The 21,836-nt window shown below is 74.7% G+C and carries 20 protein-coding genes; 14 read left to right on the top strand and 6 right to left on the bottom strand.

What is annotated here, in order from left to right; all coding sequences use genetic code 11:
• Window positions 1–212: 212 nt before the first annotated feature.
• The 6 genes from ACH4TP_RS21810 (at window position 213) to ACH4TP_RS21785 (ending at window position 6,820) form a co-directional block, all read left to right on the top strand.
• Complete coding sequence (locus tag ACH4TP_RS21810) at window positions 213–524, top strand: thioredoxin family protein (protein ID WP_030686007.1); 312 nt, start codon at window positions 213–215, stop codon at window positions 522–524.
• A 220-nt stretch (window positions 525–744) separates the two neighbouring features.
• Window positions 745–1,275 carry a flavin reductase family protein gene (locus ACH4TP_RS21805; protein ID WP_389229116.1) on the top strand — a complete coding sequence of 177 codons (531 nt, stop codon included), beginning with the start codon at window positions 745–747 and terminating at the stop codon, window positions 1,273–1,275.
• Between the two features lie 200 nt (window positions 1,276–1,475).
• The gene (locus ACH4TP_RS21800) at window positions 1,476–2,261 is read left to right on the top strand and encodes an electron transfer flavoprotein subunit beta/FixA family protein (RefSeq protein WP_389229113.1); all 786 of its coding nucleotides are present in this window, start codon (window positions 1,476–1,478) and stop codon (window positions 2,259–2,261) included.
• 54 nt (window positions 2,262–2,315) lie between these two features.
• Complete coding sequence (locus tag ACH4TP_RS21795) at window positions 2,316–3,278, top strand: electron transfer flavoprotein subunit alpha/FixB family protein (protein ID WP_398182150.1); 963 nt, start codon at window positions 2,316–2,318, stop codon at window positions 3,276–3,278.
• A gap of 156 nt (window positions 3,279–3,434) precedes the next feature.
• A complete protein-coding gene (locus ACH4TP_RS21790) occupies window positions 3,435–4,727 on the top strand; it encodes a DUF6986 family protein (RefSeq protein ID WP_398438849.1) in 1,293 nt (430 codons plus the stop codon).
• A 71-nt stretch (window positions 4,728–4,798) separates the two neighbouring features.
• Window positions 4,799–6,820, top strand: a complete 2,022-nt coding sequence (locus ACH4TP_RS21785) for a protein kinase (protein ID WP_398438848.1) — start codon at window positions 4,799–4,801, stop codon at window positions 6,818–6,820.
• 25 nt (window positions 6,821–6,845) lie between these two features.
• Here ACH4TP_RS21785 and ACH4TP_RS21780 read toward each other — a convergent pair whose 3' ends face one another.
• Window positions 6,846–7,880: a LacI family DNA-binding transcriptional regulator gene (locus ACH4TP_RS21780; protein ID WP_398438847.1), complete on the bottom strand. Its 1,035-nt coding sequence runs from the start codon at window positions 7,878–7,880 to the stop codon at window positions 6,846–6,848.
• A 130-nt stretch (window positions 7,881–8,010) separates the two neighbouring features.
• Here ACH4TP_RS21780 and ACH4TP_RS21775 point away from each other — a divergent pair, with 130 nt between their 5' ends.
• Together ACH4TP_RS21775 and ACH4TP_RS21770 are read left to right on the top strand one after the other, a co-directional pair.
• Window positions 8,011–8,943, top strand: coding sequence for an ROK family protein (locus tag ACH4TP_RS21775; protein ID WP_398438846.1), 933 nt, complete (start codon window positions 8,011–8,013; stop codon window positions 8,941–8,943).
• Between the two features lie 115 nt (window positions 8,944–9,058).
• Window positions 9,059–10,093, top strand: coding sequence for an NUDIX domain-containing protein (locus tag ACH4TP_RS21770; RefSeq protein ID WP_389229095.1), 1,035 nt, complete (start codon window positions 9,059–9,061; stop codon window positions 10,091–10,093).
• 4 nt (window positions 10,094–10,097) lie between these two features.
• On the opposite strand, the gene ACH4TP_RS21765 is transcribed toward ACH4TP_RS21770, so the two are convergent.
• Both ACH4TP_RS21765 and ACH4TP_RS21760 read right to left on the bottom strand, forming a co-directional pair.
• Complete coding sequence (locus ACH4TP_RS21765; RefSeq protein WP_389229092.1) at window positions 10,098–10,790, bottom strand: MBL fold metallo-hydrolase; 693 nt, start codon at window positions 10,788–10,790, stop codon at window positions 10,098–10,100.
• Between the two features lie 97 nt (window positions 10,791–10,887).
• A complete protein-coding gene (locus ACH4TP_RS21760; protein WP_389229089.1) occupies window positions 10,888–12,252 on the bottom strand; it encodes a dipeptidase in 1,365 nt (454 codons plus the stop codon).
• A 333-nt stretch (window positions 12,253–12,585) separates the two neighbouring features.
• On the opposite strand from ACH4TP_RS21760, the gene ACH4TP_RS21755 reads away from it, so the two are divergent.
• Window positions 12,586–13,863: a geranylgeranyl reductase family protein gene (locus ACH4TP_RS21755; RefSeq protein WP_389229692.1), complete on the top strand. Its 1,278-nt coding sequence runs from the start codon at window positions 12,586–12,588 to the stop codon at window positions 13,861–13,863.
• Window positions 13,864–13,914: 51 nt separating this feature from the next.
• On the opposite strand, the gene ACH4TP_RS21750 is transcribed toward ACH4TP_RS21755, so the two are convergent.
• Entirely contained in the window at window positions 13,915–14,367 is a 453-nt protein-coding gene (locus ACH4TP_RS21750; RefSeq protein ID WP_398438963.1) for a nitroreductase family deazaflavin-dependent oxidoreductase, read from the bottom strand.
• A 203-nt stretch (window positions 14,368–14,570) separates the two neighbouring features.
• On the opposite strand from ACH4TP_RS21750, the gene ACH4TP_RS21745 reads away from it, so the two are divergent.
• The 3 genes from ACH4TP_RS21745 (at window position 14,571) to ACH4TP_RS21735 (ending at window position 17,323) form a co-directional block, all read left to right on the top strand.
• Complete coding sequence (locus ACH4TP_RS21745; protein ID WP_389229083.1) at window positions 14,571–15,266, top strand: TetR/AcrR family transcriptional regulator; 696 nt, start codon at window positions 14,571–14,573, stop codon at window positions 15,264–15,266.
• A gap of 93 nt (window positions 15,267–15,359) precedes the next feature.
• Entirely contained in the window at window positions 15,360–16,622 is a 1,263-nt protein-coding gene (locus ACH4TP_RS21740) for a sensor histidine kinase (RefSeq protein ID WP_398438845.1), read from the top strand.
• Window positions 16,623–16,657: 35 nt separating this feature from the next.
• A complete protein-coding gene (locus ACH4TP_RS21735) occupies window positions 16,658–17,323 on the top strand; it encodes a response regulator (RefSeq protein ID WP_389229077.1) in 666 nt (221 codons plus the stop codon).
• Window positions 17,324–17,448: 125 nt separating this feature from the next.
• Here ACH4TP_RS21735 and ACH4TP_RS21730 read toward each other — a convergent pair whose 3' ends face one another.
• Together ACH4TP_RS21730 and ACH4TP_RS21725 are read right to left on the bottom strand one after the other, a co-directional pair.
• Entirely contained in the window at window positions 17,449–18,210 is a 762-nt protein-coding gene (locus ACH4TP_RS21730; RefSeq protein WP_398438844.1) for a maleylpyruvate isomerase family mycothiol-dependent enzyme, read from the bottom strand.
• Between the two features lie 38 nt (window positions 18,211–18,248).
• Window positions 18,249–19,481, bottom strand: a complete 1,233-nt coding sequence (locus ACH4TP_RS21725; RefSeq protein WP_398438843.1) for an MFS transporter — start codon at window positions 19,479–19,481, stop codon at window positions 18,249–18,251.
• An 82-nt stretch (window positions 19,482–19,563) separates the two neighbouring features.
• Here ACH4TP_RS21725 and ACH4TP_RS21720 point away from each other — a divergent pair, with 82 nt between their 5' ends.
• Both ACH4TP_RS21720 and ACH4TP_RS21715 read left to right on the top strand, forming a co-directional pair.
• Complete coding sequence (locus ACH4TP_RS21720; RefSeq protein ID WP_398182177.1) at window positions 19,564–20,781, top strand: ROK family protein; 1,218 nt, start codon at window positions 19,564–19,566, stop codon at window positions 20,779–20,781.
• 184 nt (window positions 20,782–20,965) lie between these two features.
• The gene (locus ACH4TP_RS21715; RefSeq protein WP_398438842.1) at window positions 20,966–21,742 is read left to right on the top strand and encodes an SAM-dependent methyltransferase; all 777 of its coding nucleotides are present in this window, start codon (window positions 20,966–20,968) and stop codon (window positions 21,740–21,742) included.
• Window positions 21,743–21,836: the final 94 nt, after the last annotated feature.

The raw sequence follows: 21,836 nt of genomic DNA, 5'->3' as shown, positions 1-21,836 counted from the left end.
CTCTTCTTCATGTGCCCGGAGCGGTTTCTCCCGGCGAAGTTACGCGGCCGTAGGTTTTCGGCTTTGGGCAGATCGTGCCCCATGTGGGGCCCCGTGACCAGTCCAGACGGCTTCGTACAGGGAGATTCTCGTCACTCGCGGTGGCCGTGGCGGGAATCGATCGGTGCCGTGCGACGCTGCACCGGGAGCAACGGAGAGCGAAGGGGAGAGGCATGACCGAGGTCCTGGGGCCGGAGGCGCTCGGCGCCGCACTGGGGGAGCGGGCCACCCTCGTCCAGTTCTCGACGGCCTTCTGCCAGCCCTGCCGGGCCACCCGCCGCACCCTCGCCGAGGTCGCCGCGATGGTGCCGGGCGTGGGGCACGTGGAGATCGACGCCGAGGAGCGGCTCGACCTCGTGCGCGAGCTCGGCATCGCCCGCACCCCCACCGTCCTCGTCCTCGACGCCGCCGGGCGCGTCGTCCGCCGGGCCGCCGGGCAGCCCCGCAGGGCGGACGTCATCGCCGCCCTGGGGCGCGCCGTCTGACGCGGGGTCCGGGACCGGTCTGACGCCGTGACACTTCTCCCATATCCCGGTACGCACTTGACTGCACCCGCCACCGATCGTCACCCTGGCGGGGTGCCCATAGACCTCCTTCTCTACGGCCGGGCCCACGTGGATCTGGCCCGCAACGCGAGTGCGCGCTGTCCGGGTGTCTGACCACCCCAGGACCCCTTTGATGACGCCCTCGCAGAAGGACAACTCCATGACGGTTACGCCGGACCTCCAGCTCAGCACCGTGCCCACGATCGGCGCACCCCGGCAGGCCTCCCCCGATCTGCTCCGCTCCGTCTTCCGCCGGCACGCGGCCGGAGTCGCGGTCATCACCGCGCACGGCGAACGCCCCGTCGGCTTCACCGCCACCTCGCTCAACTCCGTCGCCGCCGAACCCCCGCTGATCTCCTTCGGGGTGGGTACGGGCTCCTCCAGCTGGCCCGTGGTCTCCGAGGCCGAGTTCATCGGCGTGCACATACTCGGCGAGCACCAGCAGGAGCTCGCGGCCACCTTCGCGCGCAGCGGCGCCGACCGCTTCGGCGAGGCCACCCGCTGGAGCGTCGGCCCCGAGGGCGTGCCCGTCCTCGACGGCGTCCTCGCCTGGCTGGTCTGCCGCGTGGTGGCCCGGGTGCCCGCCGGGGACCACCGGATCGTCATCGCGCAGGCCGTCGCCGGCGACCCGGACGGGGCCGGCCGGCCGCTCCTCTACCACCACGGCCGCTTCAACGCGCTGCGCGACTGAGAGTTCCCGTACGCGCCGCTCTCCGCGCGTTGGCAAGGTCACATGCCTGAGCGCTTGCTCAGCGGTAACGAACTGGGTGTACTGGCGAGTAATATTTCGGTCGGGGCGTCTGGCGCCCCGACCGGAAACCCGCCCTTCAGGCGCCTATGCTGCGAGCAACAAGGCAGCCCAGTTATGACCGATGCAGTAGGAGAGCCGGCGTGAGCTTGAGGATCGTTGTCTGTGTGAAGTACGTGCCCGACGCCACCGGCGACCGGCACTTCGCCGATGACCTGACCGTCGACCGCGACGACGTCGACGGCCTGCTGTCGGAGCTCGACGAGTACGCCGTCGAGCAGGCCCTGCAGATCGCCGAAGAGGCCGACGAGGCCGAGGTCACCGTGCTCACGGTCGGCCCCGAGGACGCCAAGGACGCGCTGCGCAAGGCGCTCTCCATGGGCGCCGACAAGGCCGTCCACGTCGAGGACGACGACCTGCACGGCAGCGACGTCATGGGCACCTCGCTGGTGCTCGCCAAGGCGATCGAGAAGGTCGGCTACGACGTCGTCATCGCCGGCATGGCCTCCACCGACGGCACCATGGGCGTCCTGCCCGCGATCCTCGCCGAGCGCCTGGGCGTCCCGCAGGTCACCCTGCTCTCCGAGGTCAAGATCGAGGACGGCGTCGTGACGGGCCGCCGCGACGGCGACACCGCCTCCGAGCAGCTGGAGGCCTCGCTTCCGGCCGTCGTCTCCGTGACGGACCAGTCGGGCGAGGCCCGCTACCCGTCCTTCAAGGGCATCATGGCCGCCAAGAAGAAGCCGGTCGAGTCCCTGGACCTCTCCGACCTCGACATCGAGGCGGAGGAGGTCGGCCTGGAGGGTGCCTGGACCGCGGTCGACTCCGCCGCCGAGCGTCCGGCCCGCACCGCCGGCACGATCGTCAAGGACGAGGGCGAGGGCGGCAAGCAGCTGGCCGAGTTCCTCGCGAGCCAGAAGTTCATCTAAGGCTCCCGAGAGCCCACCAGACCGCCCCTTCCGTTCGCAGGAGATTGAAGTCCCATGGCTGACATCCTCGTCTACGTCGACCACGTCGACGGAGCCGTCCGCAAGCCCACCCTGGAGCTGCTGACCCTCGCCCGCCGCCTCGGCGACCCGGTCGCCGTCGCCCTCGGCAACGGCGCCGCCGACACCGCCGCCGCGCTCGCCGAGCACGGCGCGGTGAAGGTCCTCACCGCCGACGCCCCCGAGTTCGCCGACTACCTCGTCGTCCCGAAGGTCGATGCCCTCCAGGCCGCGTACGAGGCCGTCTCCCCGGCCGCCGTGCTCGTCCCGTCCTCCGCCGAGGGCAAGGAGATCGCCGCCCGTCTCGCCGTGCGCATCGGCTCCGGCATCATCACCGACGCCGTGGACCTGGAGGCCGGTGACGAGGGCCCGGTCGCGACGCAGTCCGCGTTCGCCGCCTCCTTCACCACCAAGTCCCGCGTCTCCAAGGGCACCCCGGTCATCACGGTCAAGCCGAACTCGGCCCCCGTCGAGGCCGCCCCGGCCGCCGGCGCCGTCGAGGCGCTCGCCGTCTCCTTCTCGGAGAAGGCCCGCGGCACCAAGGTCACCGCCCGCACCCCGCGCGAGTCGACCGGCCGCCCGGAGCTGACCGAGGCCGCGATCGTGGTCTCCGGCGGCCGCGGCGTCAACGGCGCCGAGAACTTCGCGATCATCGAGGCGCTCGCCGACTCGCTCGGTGCCGCCGTCGGCGCCTCCCGCGCCGCCGTCGACGCCGGCTGGTACCCGCACTCCAACCAGGTCGGCCAGACCGGCAAGTCGGTCTCGCCGCAGCTGTACATCGCCTCCGGCATCTCCGGCGCGATCCAGCACCGCGCGGGCATGCAGACCTCGAAGACCATCGTCGCCATCAACAAGGACGCCGAGGCTCCGATCTTCGACCTCGTCGACTACGGCGTCGTGGGCGACCTCTTCGACGTCGTCCCGCAGCTCACCGAAGAGGTCAAGTCCCGCAAGGGCTGATGACCTGCGGTTCTGTCGGTCCCGGGGGCCGCACGGCGATCTGTCGCCGTGCGGCCCCCGGCCGTTTCGGACAACCATTGACGCAGGTCCCGACCGCCTACTAACTTCGCTATACGGATTGTTGATTCCGTGCAGCGGAAAACAGGAGGATGCAGGATGGGTCAGCAGGAGAAGGTGTCGACGAGCCTCGCGGGCGCGGTCAGCGAGGGCATCAGCGCCTCCCTCGCAGCGGTGGACGCCGAGCTCGACCGGCGCTACCCGGGGGACCCCGGCACCCGCCAGCCCGTCCACACGGTCTACGTCCCCGGCAACGTCTTCGACGCCGGCACCATCCGCTCCTGGGGCGACCAGGCCCTCGCCGCGCTCGACGAGCACGCCCCCGACGCCGCCTCCTTCGCCGCCGTCCTCGGCCTCTCCGACGAGCTCGCCGAGGACGTCTACGGCCGCGTGCGGGCCAAGCTGGAGCGCGAGCCCGTCGAGGACCTCCGCGTCGACTTCGAGGACGGCTACGCCGGGCAGGACGAGGACCAGGACGCCGCCCGCGCCGCCCGCCTGATCTCGGAGGCGTACGCGAACGGCACCGCCGCCCCGTACATGGGCATCCGGATGAAGTGCATGGAGGCCGCCGTACGCGACCGCGGCATCCGCACCACCGACGTCTTCCTCACGGGCCTCCTGGAGAACGGCGGCCTCCCCGACGGCCTCGTCCTCACCCTCCCCAAGGTCACCTACCCCGAGCAGGTCTCCGCCTTCGTCCGCCTCCTGGAGGCCTTCGAGAAGGCCCACGGCCTCGACGCCGGCCGCCTCGGCTTCGAGATCCAGATCGAGACCAGCCAGTCCATCCTGGCCTCCGACGGCACCGCCGCCGTCGCCCGCATGATCGGCGCCGCCGAGGGCCGTGCCACCGGACTGCACTACGGCACCTTCGACTACAGCGCCTGCGTCGGCGTCTCCGCCGCCTACCAGGCCAGCGACCACCCGGCCGCCGACCACGCCAAGGCGATCATGCAGGTCGCCGCCGCCGGCACCGGCGTCCGCGTCTCCGACGGCTCCACCAACGTCCTGCCCGTCGGCTCCACCGAGCACGTCCACGAGGCCTGGCGCCTGCACTACGGCCTCACCCGCCGCGCCCTGGCCCGCGCCTACTACCAGGGCTGGGACATGCACCCCGGCCACATCCCCACCCGCTACGCCGCCGTCTTCGCCTTCTACCGCGAGGGCTTCGAGACCGCCGCCAAGCGCCTCTCCGCCTACGCCAACCACGTCGGCGGCGACGTCATGGACGAGCCCGCCACCGCCAAGGCCCTCTCCTCCTACCTGCTGCGCGGCCTCCAGTGCGGCGCCCTCGACACCGCCGAGGTCGACGCCCTCACCGGCATGACCCGCGCCGACCTGGAGCGCTTCGCCGCCCCGCGCCGAGGCGACCTCACCGCCACCACTGATCGCTAAACGGTCACTTTCCCGCCAACTGCCCCGTACTCTTGTCGAGTTCACATGATCGACAGGGGGACGGGGCAGCGGTGTCATCGGGGGAGAACGGGCGGCTCGCGGGCCGCTACAGAATCGTGCGGCAGCTCGGGCGCGGAGGCATGGGCGTCGTCTGGCGGGCCGTCGACGAGGTCCTCGGCCGCGAGGTGGCCGTCAAGGAGCTCCGTACGTACTCGGACGCGGCCGCGCCCGAACTGGCCGACCTGCGCCTGCGGATGACCCGCGAGGCGCGCGCCGCCGCCCGGGTCCGCCACCCCGGAGTCGTGGCCGTCCACGACGTCACCGAACACGAGGGCCGGCCGGTCATCGTCATGGAGCTCGTCGAGGGGCCCTCCCTCGCCGACGCCCTCGACGAGCGGGGCACCATCGACCCCGCCGAGGCCGCCCGCATCGGCGCCCACGTCCTGGAGGCGCTGGCCGCCGCGCACGACGTGGGCGTCCTCCACCGGGACGTGAAGCCCGGCAACATCCTGCTCGACCGATCGGGCCGGATCGTCCTCACCGACTTCGGCATCGCCACGATGGAGGACCCCGGCGACGGCTCCGCGACCCACCTCACCCGCAGCGGCGAGATCGTCGGCTCCCTCGACTTCCTCGCCCCCGAGCGCGCCCAGGGCCAGGACCCGGGCCCCGCCTCGGACGTGTGGGCGGTGGGCGCGACCCTGTACGCGGCGGTCGAGGGCGCCTCGCCCTTCCGCCGTACGTCGACCTGGTCGACCCTCGCCGCCATCGTCACCGAGCCCCTCCCGGAGCCCGTCCGCTCCGGCCCCCTCGCCCCGGTCCTGCTCCGCCTCCTCGACAAGGACCCCGCCGCCCGCCCGACCGCCCGCGAGGCGGCGCGACTCCTCGGCGCGGTGGGGGAGTCGGCACCGGAACCGGCGGGCGCCACCGTGGAAGCCCCCGCTCCGGGGGCCTCCACGCCGGAGCCGCCCGCGCCGGATGCGTATGCCGGTCCCACGGAGCCGGATCCGTATACCGGTCCTGTGGGGTCGAATCCGTACGCGGCTTCCGCGCAGCCGGATCCGTACGGGGGTTCCGTGAAGCCGCATCCGTACGGCGGCTCCGTCGAGCCGAACCCCTACGCCGGTTCCGTCGACCCCAACCCCTACGCCGGAGCCGCCGCGGGTCCGGCGCCCGTGGCCGCGGCGCCCGCGGGGGCCTTCGGGCCCGCCGTTCCCGTGCCGCCCGCGCACTCCGGCGCGGACACGGGCAGCCGCGCCGGGACGCGGGCCGCCCGCCGGGCCGGGGCCGCGCCGCGCCGGGGGAACGTGCTGGTCGCCGCGGCCGTGGCCGCCGTCCTGCTGGCCGGCGGAGGCATCACGTACGCCCTCATGGACCACGGCACCGACACCCGGGCCACCGGGGAGACCCCGCAGGACGGCGACCGGGGCTCCGCCGCCGGAGGCGATCCCGGCCGCGTCCTGGACCCGGGGAGCAGCACCGCGCCCTCGGGGCGGCCGAGCGGGACGGCCACCCCGTCCGCCGGTTCCACCCCTTCCGGCCGGGAGTCCGGCGCGGTGGCGGGCGGGACGGCCGGTGGGGCGGCCGGTGGGGCACCCGCCACCGCCGGCCCCGGTTCCGACGGCTCGGATCCGGGCGCGACGGCGGGCGGCACAGGGTCGGACACCGCGTCGGGCGCGGGCGGAGGCGGCGGCACGAAGGCCCCGGGCACGACCGCCGGAGGCACCACCACCGCCGGAGGCACCGGCACGACCCGGCCGCCCTCCGGGGGAGGCGCCACGACCGCGCCCACCACCCAGGCGCCGGCGCCCGCCTCCGGCTGCACCGCCTCCGGTTCCACCGCGACCTGCCAGGTCGTACGGAGCGCCACCACCACCCGGTACGACGGCGGCGAGATGGGCACGGTCGGCGCGGGCCCGCACTCCTTCTACTGCCAGGTCGACCTGGACCGCAGTGAGACGTACGGCGGTGTCACCAGCCGCTGGTTCGCCCGCACCGACGACGACAGCGGCAACACCAACGTCTACCTCAGCGTGCTCCACCTGTCGGGCGGCGGGGGCGGCGGCCCCGTGGCGGGCCTGCGGGTCTGCTGAACGACGGAGCGCCGGACGACGGGGCTCAGACGGCCGGCGGCGCGATCTCGCCCGATCCGCGGGCGAGCAGCGTCGTGCCGAGCACCAGTCGCTCCGGCGCCCCGTCGGCCCCGTCGAGGCGCCGGAAGAGGCGCTCCGCCGCCGTCCGGCCGAGCGCGGCGGCGTCCTGGGCGACGACCGTGACGCCGAGCAGATCGGCCAGTTCGATGTCGTCGAAGCCGACCAGGGCGACCGGCCGGCCGTGCCGGGCGAGGGCCCGGACCACGGTCACCGTGACCCGGTTGTTCCCCGAGAACAGGGCCGTCACCGGCTCCGGCGCCGCCAGCATCTCCCGTACCGCCGTGCTCACCCGCTCCGGGTCGGTGGGCCCGAGGGAGACCCAGGCGTCCCGGACCGGGAGGCCCGCGTCCTCCATCGCCGCGCGGTAGCCGCGCAGCCGCTCGGCCGCGGTGTGGATGCGGGGCCGGTCGCCGATGAAGCCGATCCGGCGGTGGCCGTGCGCGATCAGATGGGCCACGCCCGTGCGTGCCCCGCCGACGCAGTCGGAGAGGACGGCGTCGGTGTCGATCCGCCCGGCGGGCCGGTCGACGAAGACCGTGGCGACGCCCGCCCTCATCTCGGGCTCCAGATACCGGTGGTCGTCACCGGCGGGGATCACGATGAGGCCGTCGACCCGGCGCGCGCACAGCGCGAGCGCCAGCTCCTGCTCCCGCTCCGGGTCCTCGGCGCTGGAGCCGTTGAACAGCAGGGCCCCGTGCGCCCGCGCGACCTCCTCGACCGCCCGGCTGAGCGGCCCGTAGAAGGGGTCGGCGAGATCCTCCAGGACCAGGCCGACGGTCGCCGTCCTGCCCTTGCGCAGGACCCGCGCGCTGTCGTTGCGGCGGAAACCGAGGGCTTCGATGGCCTCCCGGACCCGCTGCTCGGTGCCGGGGGTGACCCCCGGCTCGCCGTTGACGACCCGGGACACCGTCTTGAGGCCGACACCCGCCCGGGCGGCGACGTCCTTCATCGTGGGCCGGGTGCCGTAGCGGGACTCGGTGCGTCGGGCGATGTGGGCCACGGTGCGGGGTTCCTCCGGAGCGTGTCGGGTCGATCTCGGTCCGAGCATAGGGCTTGGACAACGTTGTCATCACTGGGAGACTGTGGAGAACCACCTTCTGTTCCCACCGCCGACCGGAGGCCCCGCGCCCATGCACACCGACCCCGCCACGGGCCTCGTCGCCGCCCTCGACATCGGGGGCACCAAGATCGCCGGAGCCCTGGTCGACGGCGAGGGCCGCATCCGCGTCCGGGCCCAGCGGCCCACGCCCGCGCGTGAGGACGGCGAGACGGTGACGGCGGCGGTCGAGGCGGTGCTCGCCGACCTCGCGGCCTCCCCGCTCTGGGCCTCCGCCGGGGCCGTCGGCATCGGCAGCGCGGGCCCGGTCGACGCCGCCCGGGGGACCGTGAGCCCGGTGAACATCCCCGGCTGGCGCGATCACCCCCTCGTCGAACGGGTCCGCCGGGCCGCGGCCGGCCGCCCGGTCACCCTCGTCGGCGACGGCGTCGCCATGACGGCCGCCGAACACTGGCTCGGGGCGGCCCGGGGCCACGCCCATGCCCTGTGCCTCGTGGTCTCCACGGGGGTCGGCGGCGGCCTCGTCCTCGACGGCCGGCTCCACACGGGACCCACCGGCAACGCCGGTCACATCGGCCACATCCCGGTGGACCTGGACGGCGAGCCCTGCGCATGCGGAGGCCGCGGTTGCGTCGAGCGCATCGCCAGCGGCCCGCACCTCGCCCGCCGCGCCCTGGAGAACGGCTGGCGGCCGGGACCCGACGGAGACGTCTCCGCCGCCGCCGCGCACGCCGGGGACCCGGTCGCCCTCGCCTCGTACGAGCGGGCGGCGCAGGCGCTCGCGGCGGGCATCGCCGCCACCGCCGCGCTCGTCGAGATCGACATCGCGGTCGTCGGCGGCGGGGTCGCGGGCGCCGGCGAGGTCCTCTTCGCCCCGCTCCGCCGCAGCCTCGCCGCCTACGCCACGCTCTCCTTCGTCCGGGACCTGACGGTCGTCCCCGCCGTCACCGGGACGGACGCGGGCCTCCTCGGCGCCGCGGCGGCGGCGCTGCACCCGGCCCCCTGATCCGGAGGCCCCGCCCTCCCCGGAAGTGTCGCGCCCCTGCCGGGACGTGTGTTCGTGGTTTCCGTGGCAGGGTGTTGCGGGCAAGCCACTGGGGGCTATCGAAGAGGGGGAAGACGTGATCGTCTGGATCAACGGTACGTTCGGCGCGGGAAAGTCCAGCACCGCGCGCGAGCTGGTCGATCTGATCCCGAACAGCACCCTGTACGACCCCGAGCTCACCGGCGGGGGGCTGCGGCGGCTCCTCCCGGCCAAGCGGCTCGCCGAGGTCGAGGACTACCAGGACCTGCCGATCTGGCGCCGCATGGTCGTCGACACCGCCGCCGCCCTGCTCGCCGAGGTCGGCGGCGTCCTCGTCGTGCCGATGACCCTGCTCCGCCAGGAGTACCGGGACGAGATCTTCGGCGGGCTCGCGGCCCGCCGCATCGATGTGCGCCATGTGCTGCTCGCCCCGGAGGAAACGATCCTGCGGGAGCGGATCGACGGCCGGGCGGAGTACGGCGACCCCGAGGTCGACGCCCGCGTCCGGGAGTGGTGCCACCAGCACCTGCCGCCGTACCGCGCCGCCCTCGACTGGCTCGCCGCCGACGCGTACACGCTCGACACCTCGGCACTCACCGCGGCCGAGGCCGCCCGGGCCGTCGCCGACGCGGTCCGGGCCGGGCGGGCGGCGCCCTGCGGCATCGTCCAGACGCCCGAGCCGACCGGTGAGACCCTCGCCGCGGGCGTCCTGCTCTTCGACGAGCAGGACCGCTTCCTCCTCGTCGACCCCACCTACAAGCCCGGCTGGGAGTTCCCCGGCGGCGTTGTCGAGCCCGGCGAAGCCCCGGCCCGGGCCGGGATGCGCGAGGTGGCCGAGGAGATCGGCCTCGAACTCGACGCCGTACCGCGCCTGTTGCTCGTCGACTGGGAGCGTCCGCAGCCCCCGGGCTACGGCGGGCTGCGCCTCCTCTTCGACGGCGGAACGCTCCGCACCGCCGACACCGAGCGGCTCCACCTCCCCGGCGCCGAGCTCCGCGGCTGGCGCTTCGTCACCGAGGAGGAGGCCGAGGAGCTGCTGCCCCCCGTCCGCTACCGCCGTCTCCGCTGGGCGCTGCGCGCCCGGGAACGCGGCACGGTCCTCAACCTGGAGGCGGGTGTCCCGGTGGGCTGACCCCTTACTGGTGGGCCGCCGCCGTGAGCTGGGCCGCCGTGTCCGAGGTCACCGGTGCCCCGTGCCCGCAGCACAGCACCGAGGGGGCGAGCTTCGCGAGCGCCCGCATCGAGTCCAGGGCGAGCGCGCGGTCGACGTGGAACACGCCGAACGTCACGCCCTGCACCGACGCCACCGTGTCCCCGGCGAACAGCACGCCGTGGCGCGGCAGGTGGACGGCGATCGAGCCGGGGGTGTGGCCGGGGGTGTGCACCACCACGGCGCCGTCGCCGAAGCCCAGCTCCTCGCCGTCCTCGACCTCCCGGTCGACCCGGGTCGGCGGCGCCTCGGGCGTGCTCAGACCGTGCGCGAAGAGGGGGAGCTCCCAGTCCAGGAGGTCGGGCTCCGGGACCGGGGCCGCGCCCCGGACGACCGGCGCGTCGAGCCGGTGCGCGAGGATCTCCGCCCCGTGCCGGTCCGCCAGCTCCTGGGCCGAGCCCACGTGGTCGCGGTGGCAGTGGGTCAGCACGATCCGGCGCAGCCGCGCCGGGTCCAGGCCGGCCGACCGTATCGCCGCCTCCGTGCCGTCCGCCGTGCCGGCCCAGCCGGCGTCGACCAGGGTCAGCTCCTCCTCGTCCCGCCACAGGTACGCCTGGCCGATGGAGTAGTCGAGGAGGTGCAGCCGCGGGGTGATACGGGTGAGTTCGATGGATGCCATACGGCGAACCTACGCATCCGCGCAGGTCCGCCGTATGCCTCTACGCTCTCGGCGAGCTTCGCCGAGCGCTGAAACCGAGCTCCGGGGCGACTCCCCGTCAGGCCTGCTTCGAGCGGGCGTAGTTGACGAGGAAGTGCGCCTCGGCCACCGAGAGCCGCTCCAGCTCCTCCGGCGAGACCGACTCGTTCGGCGCGTGGATCTGCGCCTCCGGCTCGCTCAGGCCGATCAGCAGGATCTCCGACTCCGGGTAGAGCGAGGCCAGCGTGTTGCACAGCGGGATCGAGCCGCCCATGCCCGCCGTCTGCATCTCCTCACCGGGGTACGCGATCCGCATCGCCTCGGCCATCGACGCGTACGCCGGGCTGGAGGTGTCCGCCTGGAACGGCTGGCCCTGGCCGACCTGCTCGATCGACACCCGGGCGTCCCACGGGGTGTGCTTCTCGATGTGCGCGAAGAGCAGCTTCGTCACCTCGGCGGAGTCCTCGCCCGGCGGCACCCGCAGGCTGATCTGCGCGCGCGCCGACTTCGGGACCGACGGGGTCGCGCCGGCCACCGGGTGGGCGTCGATGCCGATGACCGTGACCGCGGGGCGCGCCCAGATCCGGTCGGCGACCGTGCCGGCGCCCGGCAGGGCCACGCCGGAGAGGACCTTGGCGTCCTGGCGGAAGTCCTCCTCCGGGTACTGGAGGCCCTCCCACACCTGGTCGGCCGCGAGGCCGTCGATGACGGTGGAGCCGTCCGGGCCCCGCAGCGAGTCCAGGACGCGGATCAGCGCGGCCAGCGCGTCGGGCGCGGCGCCGCCGAACTGACCGGAGTGCAGATTGCCCTCCAGGGTGTCGATCGTGACCCGGATCATCGTCATGCCGCGCAGGGTCGCGGTCACCGTCGGCAGGCCCACGCGGAAGTTGCCCGCGTCGCCGATCACGATGGCGTCGGCCGTCAGCAGCTCGGGGTGCTGCTCCGCGTACCGCTCCAGACCGCCGGTGCCCTGCTCCTCGGAGCCCTCGACGATCACCTTGACCGTCACCGGCACGCCGCCGTTCGCCTTGAGGGCGCGCAGCGCGAGCAGGTGCATGATGAAGCCGCCCTTGCAGTCGGCGGTGCCGCGCCCGTACCAGCGGCCGTCGCGCTCGGTCAGCTCGAACGGCGGGGAGAGCCAGACGGACTCGTCCAGCTTCGGCTGCACGTCGTAGTGCGCGTACAGGAGGACGGTCGGCGCGCCCGCCGGTCCGGGCAGGACGCCGTACACGGACTGCGAGCCGTCCGGGGTGTCGAGCAGCGCCACGTCCTGGAAGTCCTCGGCGCGCAGGGCGTCGGCGACCCAGTTCGCGGCGGCCTCGCACTCGCTGCGGGGCGCCACGGCCTCGTCCGCCACCGACTCGAAGGCCACCAGCTCCGTCAGCTCGGCCTTGGCCCGGGGCATCAGTGACCGGACGGTCTCGGCGATCGGATTCGAGGTCATGGGCACGCTCCTGATGGGTGCGACGTTACGACGTGGAGAGGGCATTCGTCGTATGTCGTGGTACGGCGAACGCACCGCCGATCCTACGGCCGGGCTCCTGGCTACCGCGCCGTAGGATGCGTCAGGAGCAGACCACCGGTCGGATCAGGAGCAGAAGCACACGTGAGCAGCGAGCACGCAGAGAACGCCGGTACGGAGCACACCGAGTCCGAGGCCGCGGCTGCCGAGGCGGCCGGGAGTGCCGTCGGGAGCGCGGACGCCGGGGCGGCGGACCTCCCGGGTGACGAGGCGTCGGACGGGGCGGCGGCCCCCGGGGACGGCGAGCCGGCGGAGGTGTGGGACGTCGTGGTCGTCGGCGCGGGACCGGCCGGCGCGTCCGCGGCCTACGCGGCGGCGGTCGGGGGCCGCCGGGTGCTGCTCCTGGAGAAGTCCGAGCTGCCCCGGTACAAGACCTGCGGCGGCGGCATCATCGGCCCCTCGCGCGACTCGCTCCCGCCGGGCTTCGAACTGCCCCTCCAGGACCGGGTCCACGCCGTCACCTTCTCCCTGGACGGACGCTTCGCCCGCACCCGCCGCTCGCGCCGGATGCTCTTCGGTCTCATCAACCGTCCGGAGTTCGACGCGCAGCTCGTCGAGCACGCCCAGAAGGCCGGCGCCGAACTGCGGACCGGCGCCACGGTGTCCCGGGTGGAGCAGCACGGCCCGGCCGTGCCGGACCGGCGGACGGTCGCAGTCGTCCTCGCCGACGGCGAGACGATCCTCGCGCGCGCGGTCGTCGGTGCCGACGGCAGTGCCAGCCGGATAGGCGCTCATGTGGGGGTGAAGCTCGGCCAGGTGGACCTGGGTCTTGAGGCGGAGATCCCCGTCCCGCCGTCCGTGGCGGAGGACTGGAAGGGGCGGGTCCTCATCGACTGGGGGCCGATGCCCGGCAGTTACGGCTGGGTGTTCCCCAAGGGCGACACGCTGACCGTCGGCGTCATCTCGGCGCGCGGCGAGGGCGCCGCCACCAAGCGGTACATGGAGGACTTCGTCGCCCGGCTCGGCCTCGCCGGCTTCGAGCCCTCGATCTCCTCGGGCCATCTGACGCGCTGCCGCACCGACGACTCGCCGCTCTCCCGCGGCCGGGTCCTGGTCTGCGGCGACGCGGCCGGTCTGCTTGAGCCGTGGACGCGCGAGGGCATCTCGTACGCGCTCCGCTCGGGCCGTCTCGCCGGTGAGTGGGCGGTGCGGGTCGCCGAGTCGAACGACGCGGTCGATGCGCGGCGCCAGGCCCTGAACTACGCCTTCGCCATCAAGGCGGGGCTCGGTGTCGAGATGGCGGTCGGGCGGCGAATGCTGGCCGTCTTCGAGCGCCGCCCGGGGCTGCTGCACGCGACGATCACGGGTCTGCGGCCGGCCTGGAACGCCTTCGCCGACATCACCCGCGGCACCGCCACGCTCGGTGGCATGGTCCGCTCGAACGGCATGGCGCGGCGGGCCCTGGAGCTCCTCGACAAGCGCATGGACACCTCGGCCGGTGTCGGTCCGGCGGGGCGGGGCGTCAGCCCGCGCGAGCGCGCGGCGTCCGAGCCGGAGGGCGCGAAGGACGTGGAGGCCCCGGAAGAGGTCTGACGGTCCGGTCGCTCCGACCGCTTCGACACGGGCTCCGCCGTCCCGGCCGCTTCACGCGGCCGGGGTGACGGGGCACGTCGTCGTGATGCGGAAGACGGGGTGCTTGGGCGCGATGGCCCGCAGCTCCTCGTCGGTGGAGTCGGGGCCGACCCCGCCGAAGAAGACGCCGACCTCGGCCTTCCAGCGCTTGAGGTAGGCGCGGAGCAGGACGGGCTTGTCGTCGTCGGCCACCTCGACGGCGGTGAACTCCTGCACGTGCTTGCCGAGGTGCAGCTGCCCGCCGCCGGCGGCCCGCATGTTGTGGGTCCACTGGACGTGGCCGCGGGGGGCGACGAGGTACCGGGCGCCGTCCACCGTCAGGAGGTTGACGGGGGTGCGGCGCCATTCGCCGCTCTTGCGGCCGCGGACGGCGAGGACGCGGGAGCCCCAGACGCTGATGCCGCGGCGGGTCATCCAGGCGACGGCGCGGTTGAAGACGTTCACGGTGAACCAGCCGGGCTTCATGACGTGGGTGGCGGGCTGAGCGGACACGAGGGCCTCCTGGAGATCTGCGGACCGAAAGCGTGAGCACTGCTCTCGCTTGAGATCAGTGTGCACGGTTCGGTGCTCGCAAGCAAGAGCGGTGCTCTCGTTTTATTTCGGTGCTCTCGTTTTGATTCGCCGCTCTCGTTTCGTTGCGGTGCTCCGAAAGTGGCACACTGCTCTCCATGACGACCGTTCGAGGAGCCCGCGCCCGCGCCCGCATCGAGATCACCGCCGCCATCAAGGACGAGGCCCGCACCCAGCTCGCCGCCGAAGGCGCCGCCAAACTGTCCCTGCGGGCCGTCGCCCGCGAACTCGGCATGGTGTCCTCCGCGCTCTACCGTTACTTCCCCAGCCGCGACGACCTGCTCACCGCCCTCATCGTCGACGCCTACGACGCCGTCGGCGCCGCCGCCGAACAGGCCGCCGCCGCGACCGAGGCGGAGCGCCCCCTCGACCGCTGGACCGCCGTCTGCCGGGCGGTCCGCGCCTGGGCCGTCGCCCACCCCCACGAGTACGCCCTGATCTACGGCTCCCCGGTCCCCGGCTACACCGCCCCCCAGGACACGATCGTCCCCGCCTCCCGCGTCGGACTCGTCCTCATCGACATCACCCGCCACGCCCACACGGGCGAGGGCGTCGCCCTCCCGCCGCTCGCGGACGCCCTGCGCCCCGAGGCCGTCCGCATGAGCGCCGACTTCGCCCCCGACCTCCCGCCGGCCCTCGCCGTCGCGCTCGTCGCCGCCTGGGCGCAGCTCTTCGGCCTCGTCTCCTTCGAGGTCTTCGGCCAGTTCCACAACGTCGTCGAGGACCGCGACACCTTCTTCGCGACGGCGGCCCGCCGCCTGGGCCAGGACGTGGGCCTGCTCCCGCGCGGCTGACCCGGCCGCCGTGTCCCGTACTCCCGGGGAAGTACGGGTGACCACCCCGCCGGGCTGACGTGCGGGCGGGTCGGGCGCGGCTAGCGTGACCCCATGGACGCCGGGATGCACAAGGAGCGGCCGCGCGGGCCCCGGGAACGGCGGGAGCGCGGCGGCCCGCTCCGGGAACGCTGGGAACGCGGCGGCGGTCCGCCCTGGGGGCGGGAGGAGCGCGGCGGTGGCCTGCCCTGGCGGTCGACGGCGCTGATCGTGGTCCTCGTCATGGTGGGAACCGGGTTCTCCGCGCGGAACCAGCCGGGCCGGGAGGCGCTCGACGCCGTCGGGCGGATCCTGCTCCTGCTCGGGGCGGTCCCGCTGCTGTTCCGTCACCGCAGGCCCGTTCCGGTGGTGTTCGCCGTCGCGGCCGTCACCCTCGGCTACGTCGCGGCGGGATACCCGTACGGCCCGGTCTTCGTCATGGTCGCCGTCGCCTGCTTCGCGGCCGTCGTCCACGGCCACCGCACCGCCGCCTGGTGGGCCATCGGCCTGCTGTGGGCGGGCCATCTGCTGCTCGCGCACTGGCTCTACCGATGGCTGCCCCCGCCCGGCGACGGGCCCGCGCCCTGGGGGCAGGAACTGCCGTCCGCCGCGTTCGTGGTGGCGGTGCTCGCCGCCTCCGAGGTCGTCCGGGTCCGGCGCGAGCAGTGGGCGCAGCAGCGGGCCGAACGGGCCGCCGCCGAGCGCCGCCGTGCCGACGAGGAACGCCTCCGCATCGCCCGCGAACTCCACGACGTGCTCGCCCACTCGATCTCCGTGATCAACGTCCAGGCGGGCGTCGGCCTCGCCCTCCTCGACTCCGACCCGGAGCAGGCCCGGACCGCGCTGACCACCATCAAGGCGGCCAGCAAGGAGGCGCTCGGCGAGGTGCGGCAGGTCCTCGCCACCCTCCGTACCCCCGGCGACGCCCCCCGCGCCCCGGCCCCCGGCCTCGACCGGCTCCCCGAACTCGTCGAACAGGCCGCCGCCACGGGCCTCACCGTCACCGTCTCCACGAGCGGCACCCCGGCGGCCCTGCCGCCCGGCGCCGACCTCGCCGCCTTCCGGATCGTGCAGGAGGCGCTCACCAACGTGGTGCGCCACTCCGGTTCGCGTACCGCCCGGGTGCGGATCGGCCACGGCCCCGCCCGCCTGGAGCTGACCGTCGACGACGACGGCCCCGCCACCGGCACGGAGGCCGGCGGCAGCGGCAACGGACTCGCCGGAATGCGGGAGCGGGCCGCCGCCCTCGGTGGCACCATCGAGGCGGGCGCCCGCCCGGACGGCGGCTTCCGCGTCCACGCCGTACTCCCGCTCCGCCCGGAGGGAAGCGCCCCGTGACCCCGGGAGACCCCGACACCCCAGGAGAGTCGTCCGTGATCCGTGTCCTGCTCGCCGACGACCAGTCCCTGGTGCGGGCGGGGTTCCGCGCGCTGCTCGACGCCCAGCCCGACATCGAGGTGGCCGGCGAGGCCGCCGACGGCGACGAGGCGGTGGAACGGGTCCGCGCCCTGCGCCCCGACGTCGTCCTCATGGACATCCGGATGCCCCGGCTCGACGGCCTGGAGGCGACCCGGAGCATCACCGCCGACCCGGACCTCGCCGAGGTCCGGGTCGTCATGCTGACCACCTTCGAACTCGACGAGTACGTCTTCGAGGCGATCCGCGCCGGCGCCTCCGGCTTCCTGGTCAAGGACACCGAGCCGGAGGAGCTGCTGCGGGCCGTGCGCGCCGTCGTCCACGGGGACGCGCTGCTCTCCCCGGGCGTCACCCGCCGGCTCATCGAGGAGTTCGCGGCCCGCTCCAAGGCCCCGGCGGCGACGGCCGCGCTCGGCGCCCTGACCGAACGGGAGCGGGAGGTGATGGCCCTGGTGGGGATCGGCCTGTCGAACGAGGAGATCGCCCGCCGGCTGGTGGTGAGCCCGCTCACCGCCAAGACCCACGTGAGCCGCGCCATGGTGAAGCTGGGCGCCCGGGACCGCGCCCAACTCGTCGTCCTCGCCTATGAGTCGGGCCTGGTCAGGCCCGGCTGGCTGGGCTGAGCGCGCGCCCGGCCCGCCGGACTTCGCGGCGTTCGCCGGGGCCCGCGCCGCGTGGGCGGAGCCCGGCCTCGGCCCGCGGACGGGCGCGGACCGGCCCGCGTGGCCGTGGGGCCCGGAGCCCGGGATCAGACCGCCGAGGTCTCGCGCCACAGCCGGGCGAGCTCTTCGTCGCCCGTCACCGTCACGGCGTCGAGCGGCAGCCGGTTCCACAGGGCCAGGTACAACTGGTCGGCCGGACCGCTCAGTTCGGTGTCGGCCGGACCGTCCGCGCCCTGTCCGCCCCGCTCCGTCCGGGGCGGCTCGGTCGCCGTCAGGCGCACGGTCCAGACGTCACCGGTGTCCGTCGTCCGTACGCGCAGGGTCCGGGGCTCGGGCGTGCGCACCCGGCTGCGGTCGCGGGCGTGGAAGCGGACGAGCAGCTCGTCGATCCCGTCGGCGGTGAACGCCGGATCCAGCGGCCCCGGACCGGCCGCGAGCGCCGACTCGGCGTCCGCGCGGTGGACGGCGGTCTCGTGCGCCTGCCGCCGCGCCCAGAAGGCCAGCGGCGAGGGCGCCGGGAAGAAGGACCAGCACTCCAGGGACTCGGGCGCTTCGCGCAGGGCGGCGACGAGGAGCGCATGCCCCTCGCGGTAGTGGGCGAGCAGCTCCTCGCCGTCGAGCGTCGTCTCGCCGTCCGCCGGGACGTACTCGGTGAGCGCCTCGCTCACGTACGCCGCGGCCCAGCGGTGCACCATGGCGATGTGCCGCACGAGGTCCCGGACCCGCCACCCCGGGCAGGTCGGCACGTTCGCGTCGAGCCCGGCCTCGGCGGCCGCGTCCGCGAGGCCGCGGCCGGCCGCCTCCAGCGCCTCGATGTACTCGGTGATCTTCGGGGAGTCAGCGTCCATGGGCCGGATTCTGCCAGGTGATCGGAGGGCGGTTCCGCTCAACTCCTCGGGGACGCGCCCGCGTTGCGCGCCCGGTAGCCCAGGACGGCCGCGCCGGCCGCGAGCACGGCGACCGTCGTGAGGGCCGCCGGGAGGGAGAACCGGTCGGCGAGGAGGCCGATCGTGGGCGGGCCGAGGAGCATCCCCCCGTATCCGAGGGTGGAGGCCGTCGCCACACCGCCGGGGCCGGCGACCGCGCCCGCGCGGGCCACGGCGACGGGGAAGATGTTCGCGAGGCCGAGCCCGGTGACGGCGAAGCCGAGGAGCGCGGCCCAGACGCTCGGCGCGAGCGCGCCGAGGAGCATGCCCGCGGCGGCGGTCGCACCGCCCGCGACCAGGGTCCGCGTCTGGCCGAGGCGTTCGAGCAGCGCGGTGCCGGAGAGCCGGCCCGCGGTCATGGTCAGCGCGAAGACGGAGTACCCGGCGGCGGCCACCCCGGGGTGCGCGTGCAGGTCCTGCGCGAGGTGGAGGGCGCCCCAGTCGGCCAGTGCCCCTTCGCCGTACGCCGTGCAGAGCGCGATCACCCCGAAGACGAGGACCGTGCGCCGCGCCCCGGCCGCCCGCGGGCCGGAGGCCCCGGGACGGGACGGCGCCGGAAGGGTCTCGGGGAGGGCGGGGGAGGGGTGGCGCAGGAGTACGGGCCCGGCGGCGGCGGTCAGGGCGAGTCCGGCGACGGTGAGGCCGAGGAGGTGGGCGGTGGGGGACAGGCTCCCAGCGAGCAGCCCGCCGAGGCCCGCGCCGACCATGCCGCCGAGGCTGAACGCGGCGTGGAAGCCGGGCATGACGGGCCGCCGCAGAGCGGCCACGAGGTCCACGGCGGCGCTGTTCATGGCGACGTTGATCCCGCCGTACGCGGCGCCGAAGACGAGCAGGACGAGGCCGAGCGCGAGCGGGGACCGGGTGAGGGCGGGGAGGGCGATGGACAGGGAGAGCAGGACGGCGGTGACGACGGTGACCGCGTGGGAGCCGTAGCGGCGGCAGAGCCGGCCGGTCAGCGTCATGGTGATCACGGCGCCCGCGGACACCCCGAGGAGGGCGAGGCCGAGGTCGCCGGCCGAGGCGCCGGTCTGCTGCTTGACGGCGGGGATCCGGACCACCCAGCCGGCGAACAGGAAGCCGTCGAGGGCGAAGAAGAGGGTCAGGGCGGAGCGGAGGCGGGACAGGGAGCGGGTGGCGGTGTCTCCGCCGGAGCCCCCCGATACGGCCGTCCGTACTTTGTTTAGTAGCGGCACAAACTCAGGATAGGGGCCACGGGGCGGCGGAATCAACCGGGCGGGGGCCGCACCACGGTCCGATCATGGGAGACTCACCACCATGAACGGCAAGGCGACGACGACCCGGACACGGCTGGACAGGGGGCGTAACGCGCTCGGCCCCGCACTGGAACTGGTACACACCGGCAGGGCGCCGACCCGGGCCGTCCTCACCGCCGAACTCGGCGTCACCCGGGCCACCGCGGGCGCCGTCGCCGCCGAACTGGAGGCCCTCGGCCTCATCCGCGTCGACTCCAACCCCGGCGCCGCCGCGGGCTCCCAGGGGCGGCCCTCGCACCGGCTCGCCGTCGACGAGAAGGGCCCGGTCGCCCTCGCCGCCCAGGTCCACGCGGACGGATTCCGCGCCGCCCTCGTCGGCCTCGGCGGCACCATCGTGGCCACCGCCCCCGGCTGCGTCACCGTCTCCGCCGACCCCGCGCAGGTCCTCGGCGCCGTCGTCGACGCGGGCGCCGCGCTCCTCGCGGAGAGCGGCCGCCGCTGCGTCGGCGCCGGACTCGCCGCGCCCTCCGCCGTCGCCGAACCCGAGGGCACCGCCCTCAACCCGCTCCACCTCGCCTGGCCCGCCGGGGCACCGGTGCGCGAGATCTTCGCCGAGCGGGTACGGGCCGCCGGCATCGAGGGCCCCGCCTTCACCGGCAACGACGTGAACCTCGCCGCGCTCGCCGAGCACCGCCACGGCGCGGGACGCGGCGCGCGCGACCTGCTCTGCGTGGCCACCGGCCACCGCGGCGTCGGCGGGGCGCTCGTCCTCGACGGCCGCCTGCACACCGGCAGTTCGGGCCTGGCCCTGGAGGTCGGCCACCTCACCGTCAACCCCGAGGGCCGCCCCTGCCACTGCGGCAGCCGAGGCTGCCTCGACGTCGAGACCGACCCGCTCGCCTTCCTCACGGCCGCGGGCCGGACCCCCGGCCCCGAGGTCTCCCTGCTCCAGCAGTCCCGGGACCTGCTGCGCACCAGCCCCGACGACCCGGGCGTCCGGGTCGCGGTGGGCGAGCTGATCGACCGCCTGGGCCTGGGCCTCGCCGGCCTGGTGAACATCCTCAACCCGGACCGGATCATCCTCGGCGGCCTCCACCGCGAACTCCTCGACGCCGACCCCGAGCGGCTCCGCGCGGTCGTCGCCGACCGCAGCCTCTGGGGCCGCAGCGGCGGCGTGCCGATCCTCCCGTGCACCCTGGACCACAACAGCCTGGTCGGCGCCGCCGAACTGGCCTGGCAGCCGGTGCTCGACGACCCGCTCGCGGCCCTGGCGATCTGAGGAAGGCCGTCCCGGTGATCCGAGGGAAGCCGTCCCGGTGATCCGAGGGAAGCCGTCCCGGCGATCTGAGGGAAGCCGTCCCGGCAACCTGAGGAAGGCCGTCCCGGTGCCCTGACGGGAGCCGCCCCGGCGACCCGAAGAAACACGGTGCGCGGGGAGAGGGGACGCCGTACCGTTTCCCTCCATGATCACTTCTGACTCCACCGCCGATCTCCCTCCGCGCCTCGGCAGCCTCGTCTTCCACGGCCCCCTCTCCGAGCTCCGCGCGACCCGCATGATCGAGCGGCTCGCCGCCACCGCGCCCGCCGACGTGCTCGACATCGGCTGCGGCTGGGGCGAGTTGCTCCTCCGCGTCCTGGAGGCGGCCCCCGCCGCGAAGGGCGTCGGCATCGACATCAACGCCGAGGACCTGGCCCGCGGCCGGGTCCTCGCCGAGGAGCGCGGGCTCGCCGACCGGGTGGCCTTCGTCGAGGAGTCGGCGCTCGGCACCGACCGCGGTCCCGCCGACGCGGTCCTCTGCCTCGGCTCCAGCCAGGCGCTCTGCGACCCCGAGCTGCCGTACGACCCCGCCGCCGTCCTGCGCGAACTGCGCCGGCTCGTCCGGCCCGGCGGGCGGGTCGTGCTCGGCGAGGGCTTCTGGGAGCGCACCCCCACCGAGACGGAGCTCGCCGGGATGTGGCCCGGCGCGAGCGCCGCCGACCACTTCGCCCTCGGCGACCTCGTCGACCTCGCGATCGAGGCGGGATTCCGGCCCGCGTGGATCGAGACGGCGAGCGCGGACGAGTGGGAGGAGTTCGAGTCCGGCTACCGGTACGACACCGAGGTCTGGCTCGCCGCCCACCCGGACCATCCGCTCGCCGCCGAGACCCGCGAGCGCGTCGACCGCCAGCGCTCCGGCTGGCTGAACGGCTACCGGGGCGTGCTCGGCATCGCCTACCTCACCCTCGTCGCCGTGGCGTAGGGCGACCGCCCCGGCCGCCGCCCGCCGGACGGCCGGGCGGCGGGCGGCGTACTCCCGGCGTCGTACACCGGAAGCCGCTGCCCGTACGACGACC

It is taken from the genome of Streptomyces sp. NPDC021012 (assembly GCF_044333355.1).
Taxonomy (GTDB): domain Bacteria; phylum Actinomycetota; class Actinomycetes; order Streptomycetales; family Streptomycetaceae; genus Streptomyces.
The sequence above is the reverse complement of the archived record's forward strand: the minus strand, read 5'-3'. Positions and strand labels throughout refer to the sequence as shown.

Bases quoted from the DNA above. Each gene is read 5' to 3' on its own strand.
- ACH4TP_RS21740 (WP_398438845.1), top strand. From the start codon at position 15,360: ATGGACGCCGGGATGCACAAGGAGCGGCCGCGCGGGCCCCGGGAACGG.
- ACH4TP_RS21730 (WP_398438844.1), bottom strand. From the start codon at position 18,210: ATGGACGCTGACTCCCCGAAGATCACCGAGTACATCGAGGCGCTGGAG.
- ACH4TP_RS21750 (WP_398438963.1), bottom strand. From the start codon at position 14,367: ATGAAGCCCGGCTGGTTCACCGTGAACGTCTTCAACCGCGCCGTCGCC.
- ACH4TP_RS21775 (WP_398438846.1), top strand. From the start codon at position 8,011: ATGCACACCGACCCCGCCACGGGCCTCGTCGCCGCCCTCGACATCGGG.
- ACH4TP_RS21805 (WP_389229116.1), top strand. From the start codon at position 745: ATGACGGTTACGCCGGACCTCCAGCTCAGCACCGTGCCCACGATCGGC.
- ACH4TP_RS21765 (WP_389229092.1), bottom strand. From the start codon at position 10,790: ATGGCATCCATCGAACTCACCCGTATCACCCCGCGGCTGCACCTCCTC.
- ACH4TP_RS21720 (WP_398182177.1), top strand. From the start codon at position 19,564: ATGAACGGCAAGGCGACGACGACCCGGACACGGCTGGACAGGGGGCGT.
- ACH4TP_RS21790 (WP_398438849.1), top strand. From the start codon at position 3,435: ATGGGTCAGCAGGAGAAGGTGTCGACGAGCCTCGCGGGCGCGGTCAGC.
- ACH4TP_RS21795 (WP_398182150.1), top strand. From the start codon at position 2,316: ATGGCTGACATCCTCGTCTACGTCGACCACGTCGACGGAGCCGTCCGC.
- ACH4TP_RS21760 (WP_389229089.1), bottom strand. From the start codon at position 12,252: ATGACCTCGAATCCGATCGCCGAGACCGTCCGGTCACTGATGCCCCGG.
- ACH4TP_RS21745 (WP_389229083.1), top strand. From the start codon at position 14,571: ATGACGACCGTTCGAGGAGCCCGCGCCCGCGCCCGCATCGAGATCACC.
- ACH4TP_RS21810 (WP_030686007.1), top strand. From the start codon at position 213: ATGACCGAGGTCCTGGGGCCGGAGGCGCTCGGCGCCGCACTGGGGGAG.
- ACH4TP_RS21715 (WP_398438842.1), top strand. From the start codon at position 20,966: ATGATCACTTCTGACTCCACCGCCGATCTCCCTCCGCGCCTCGGCAGC.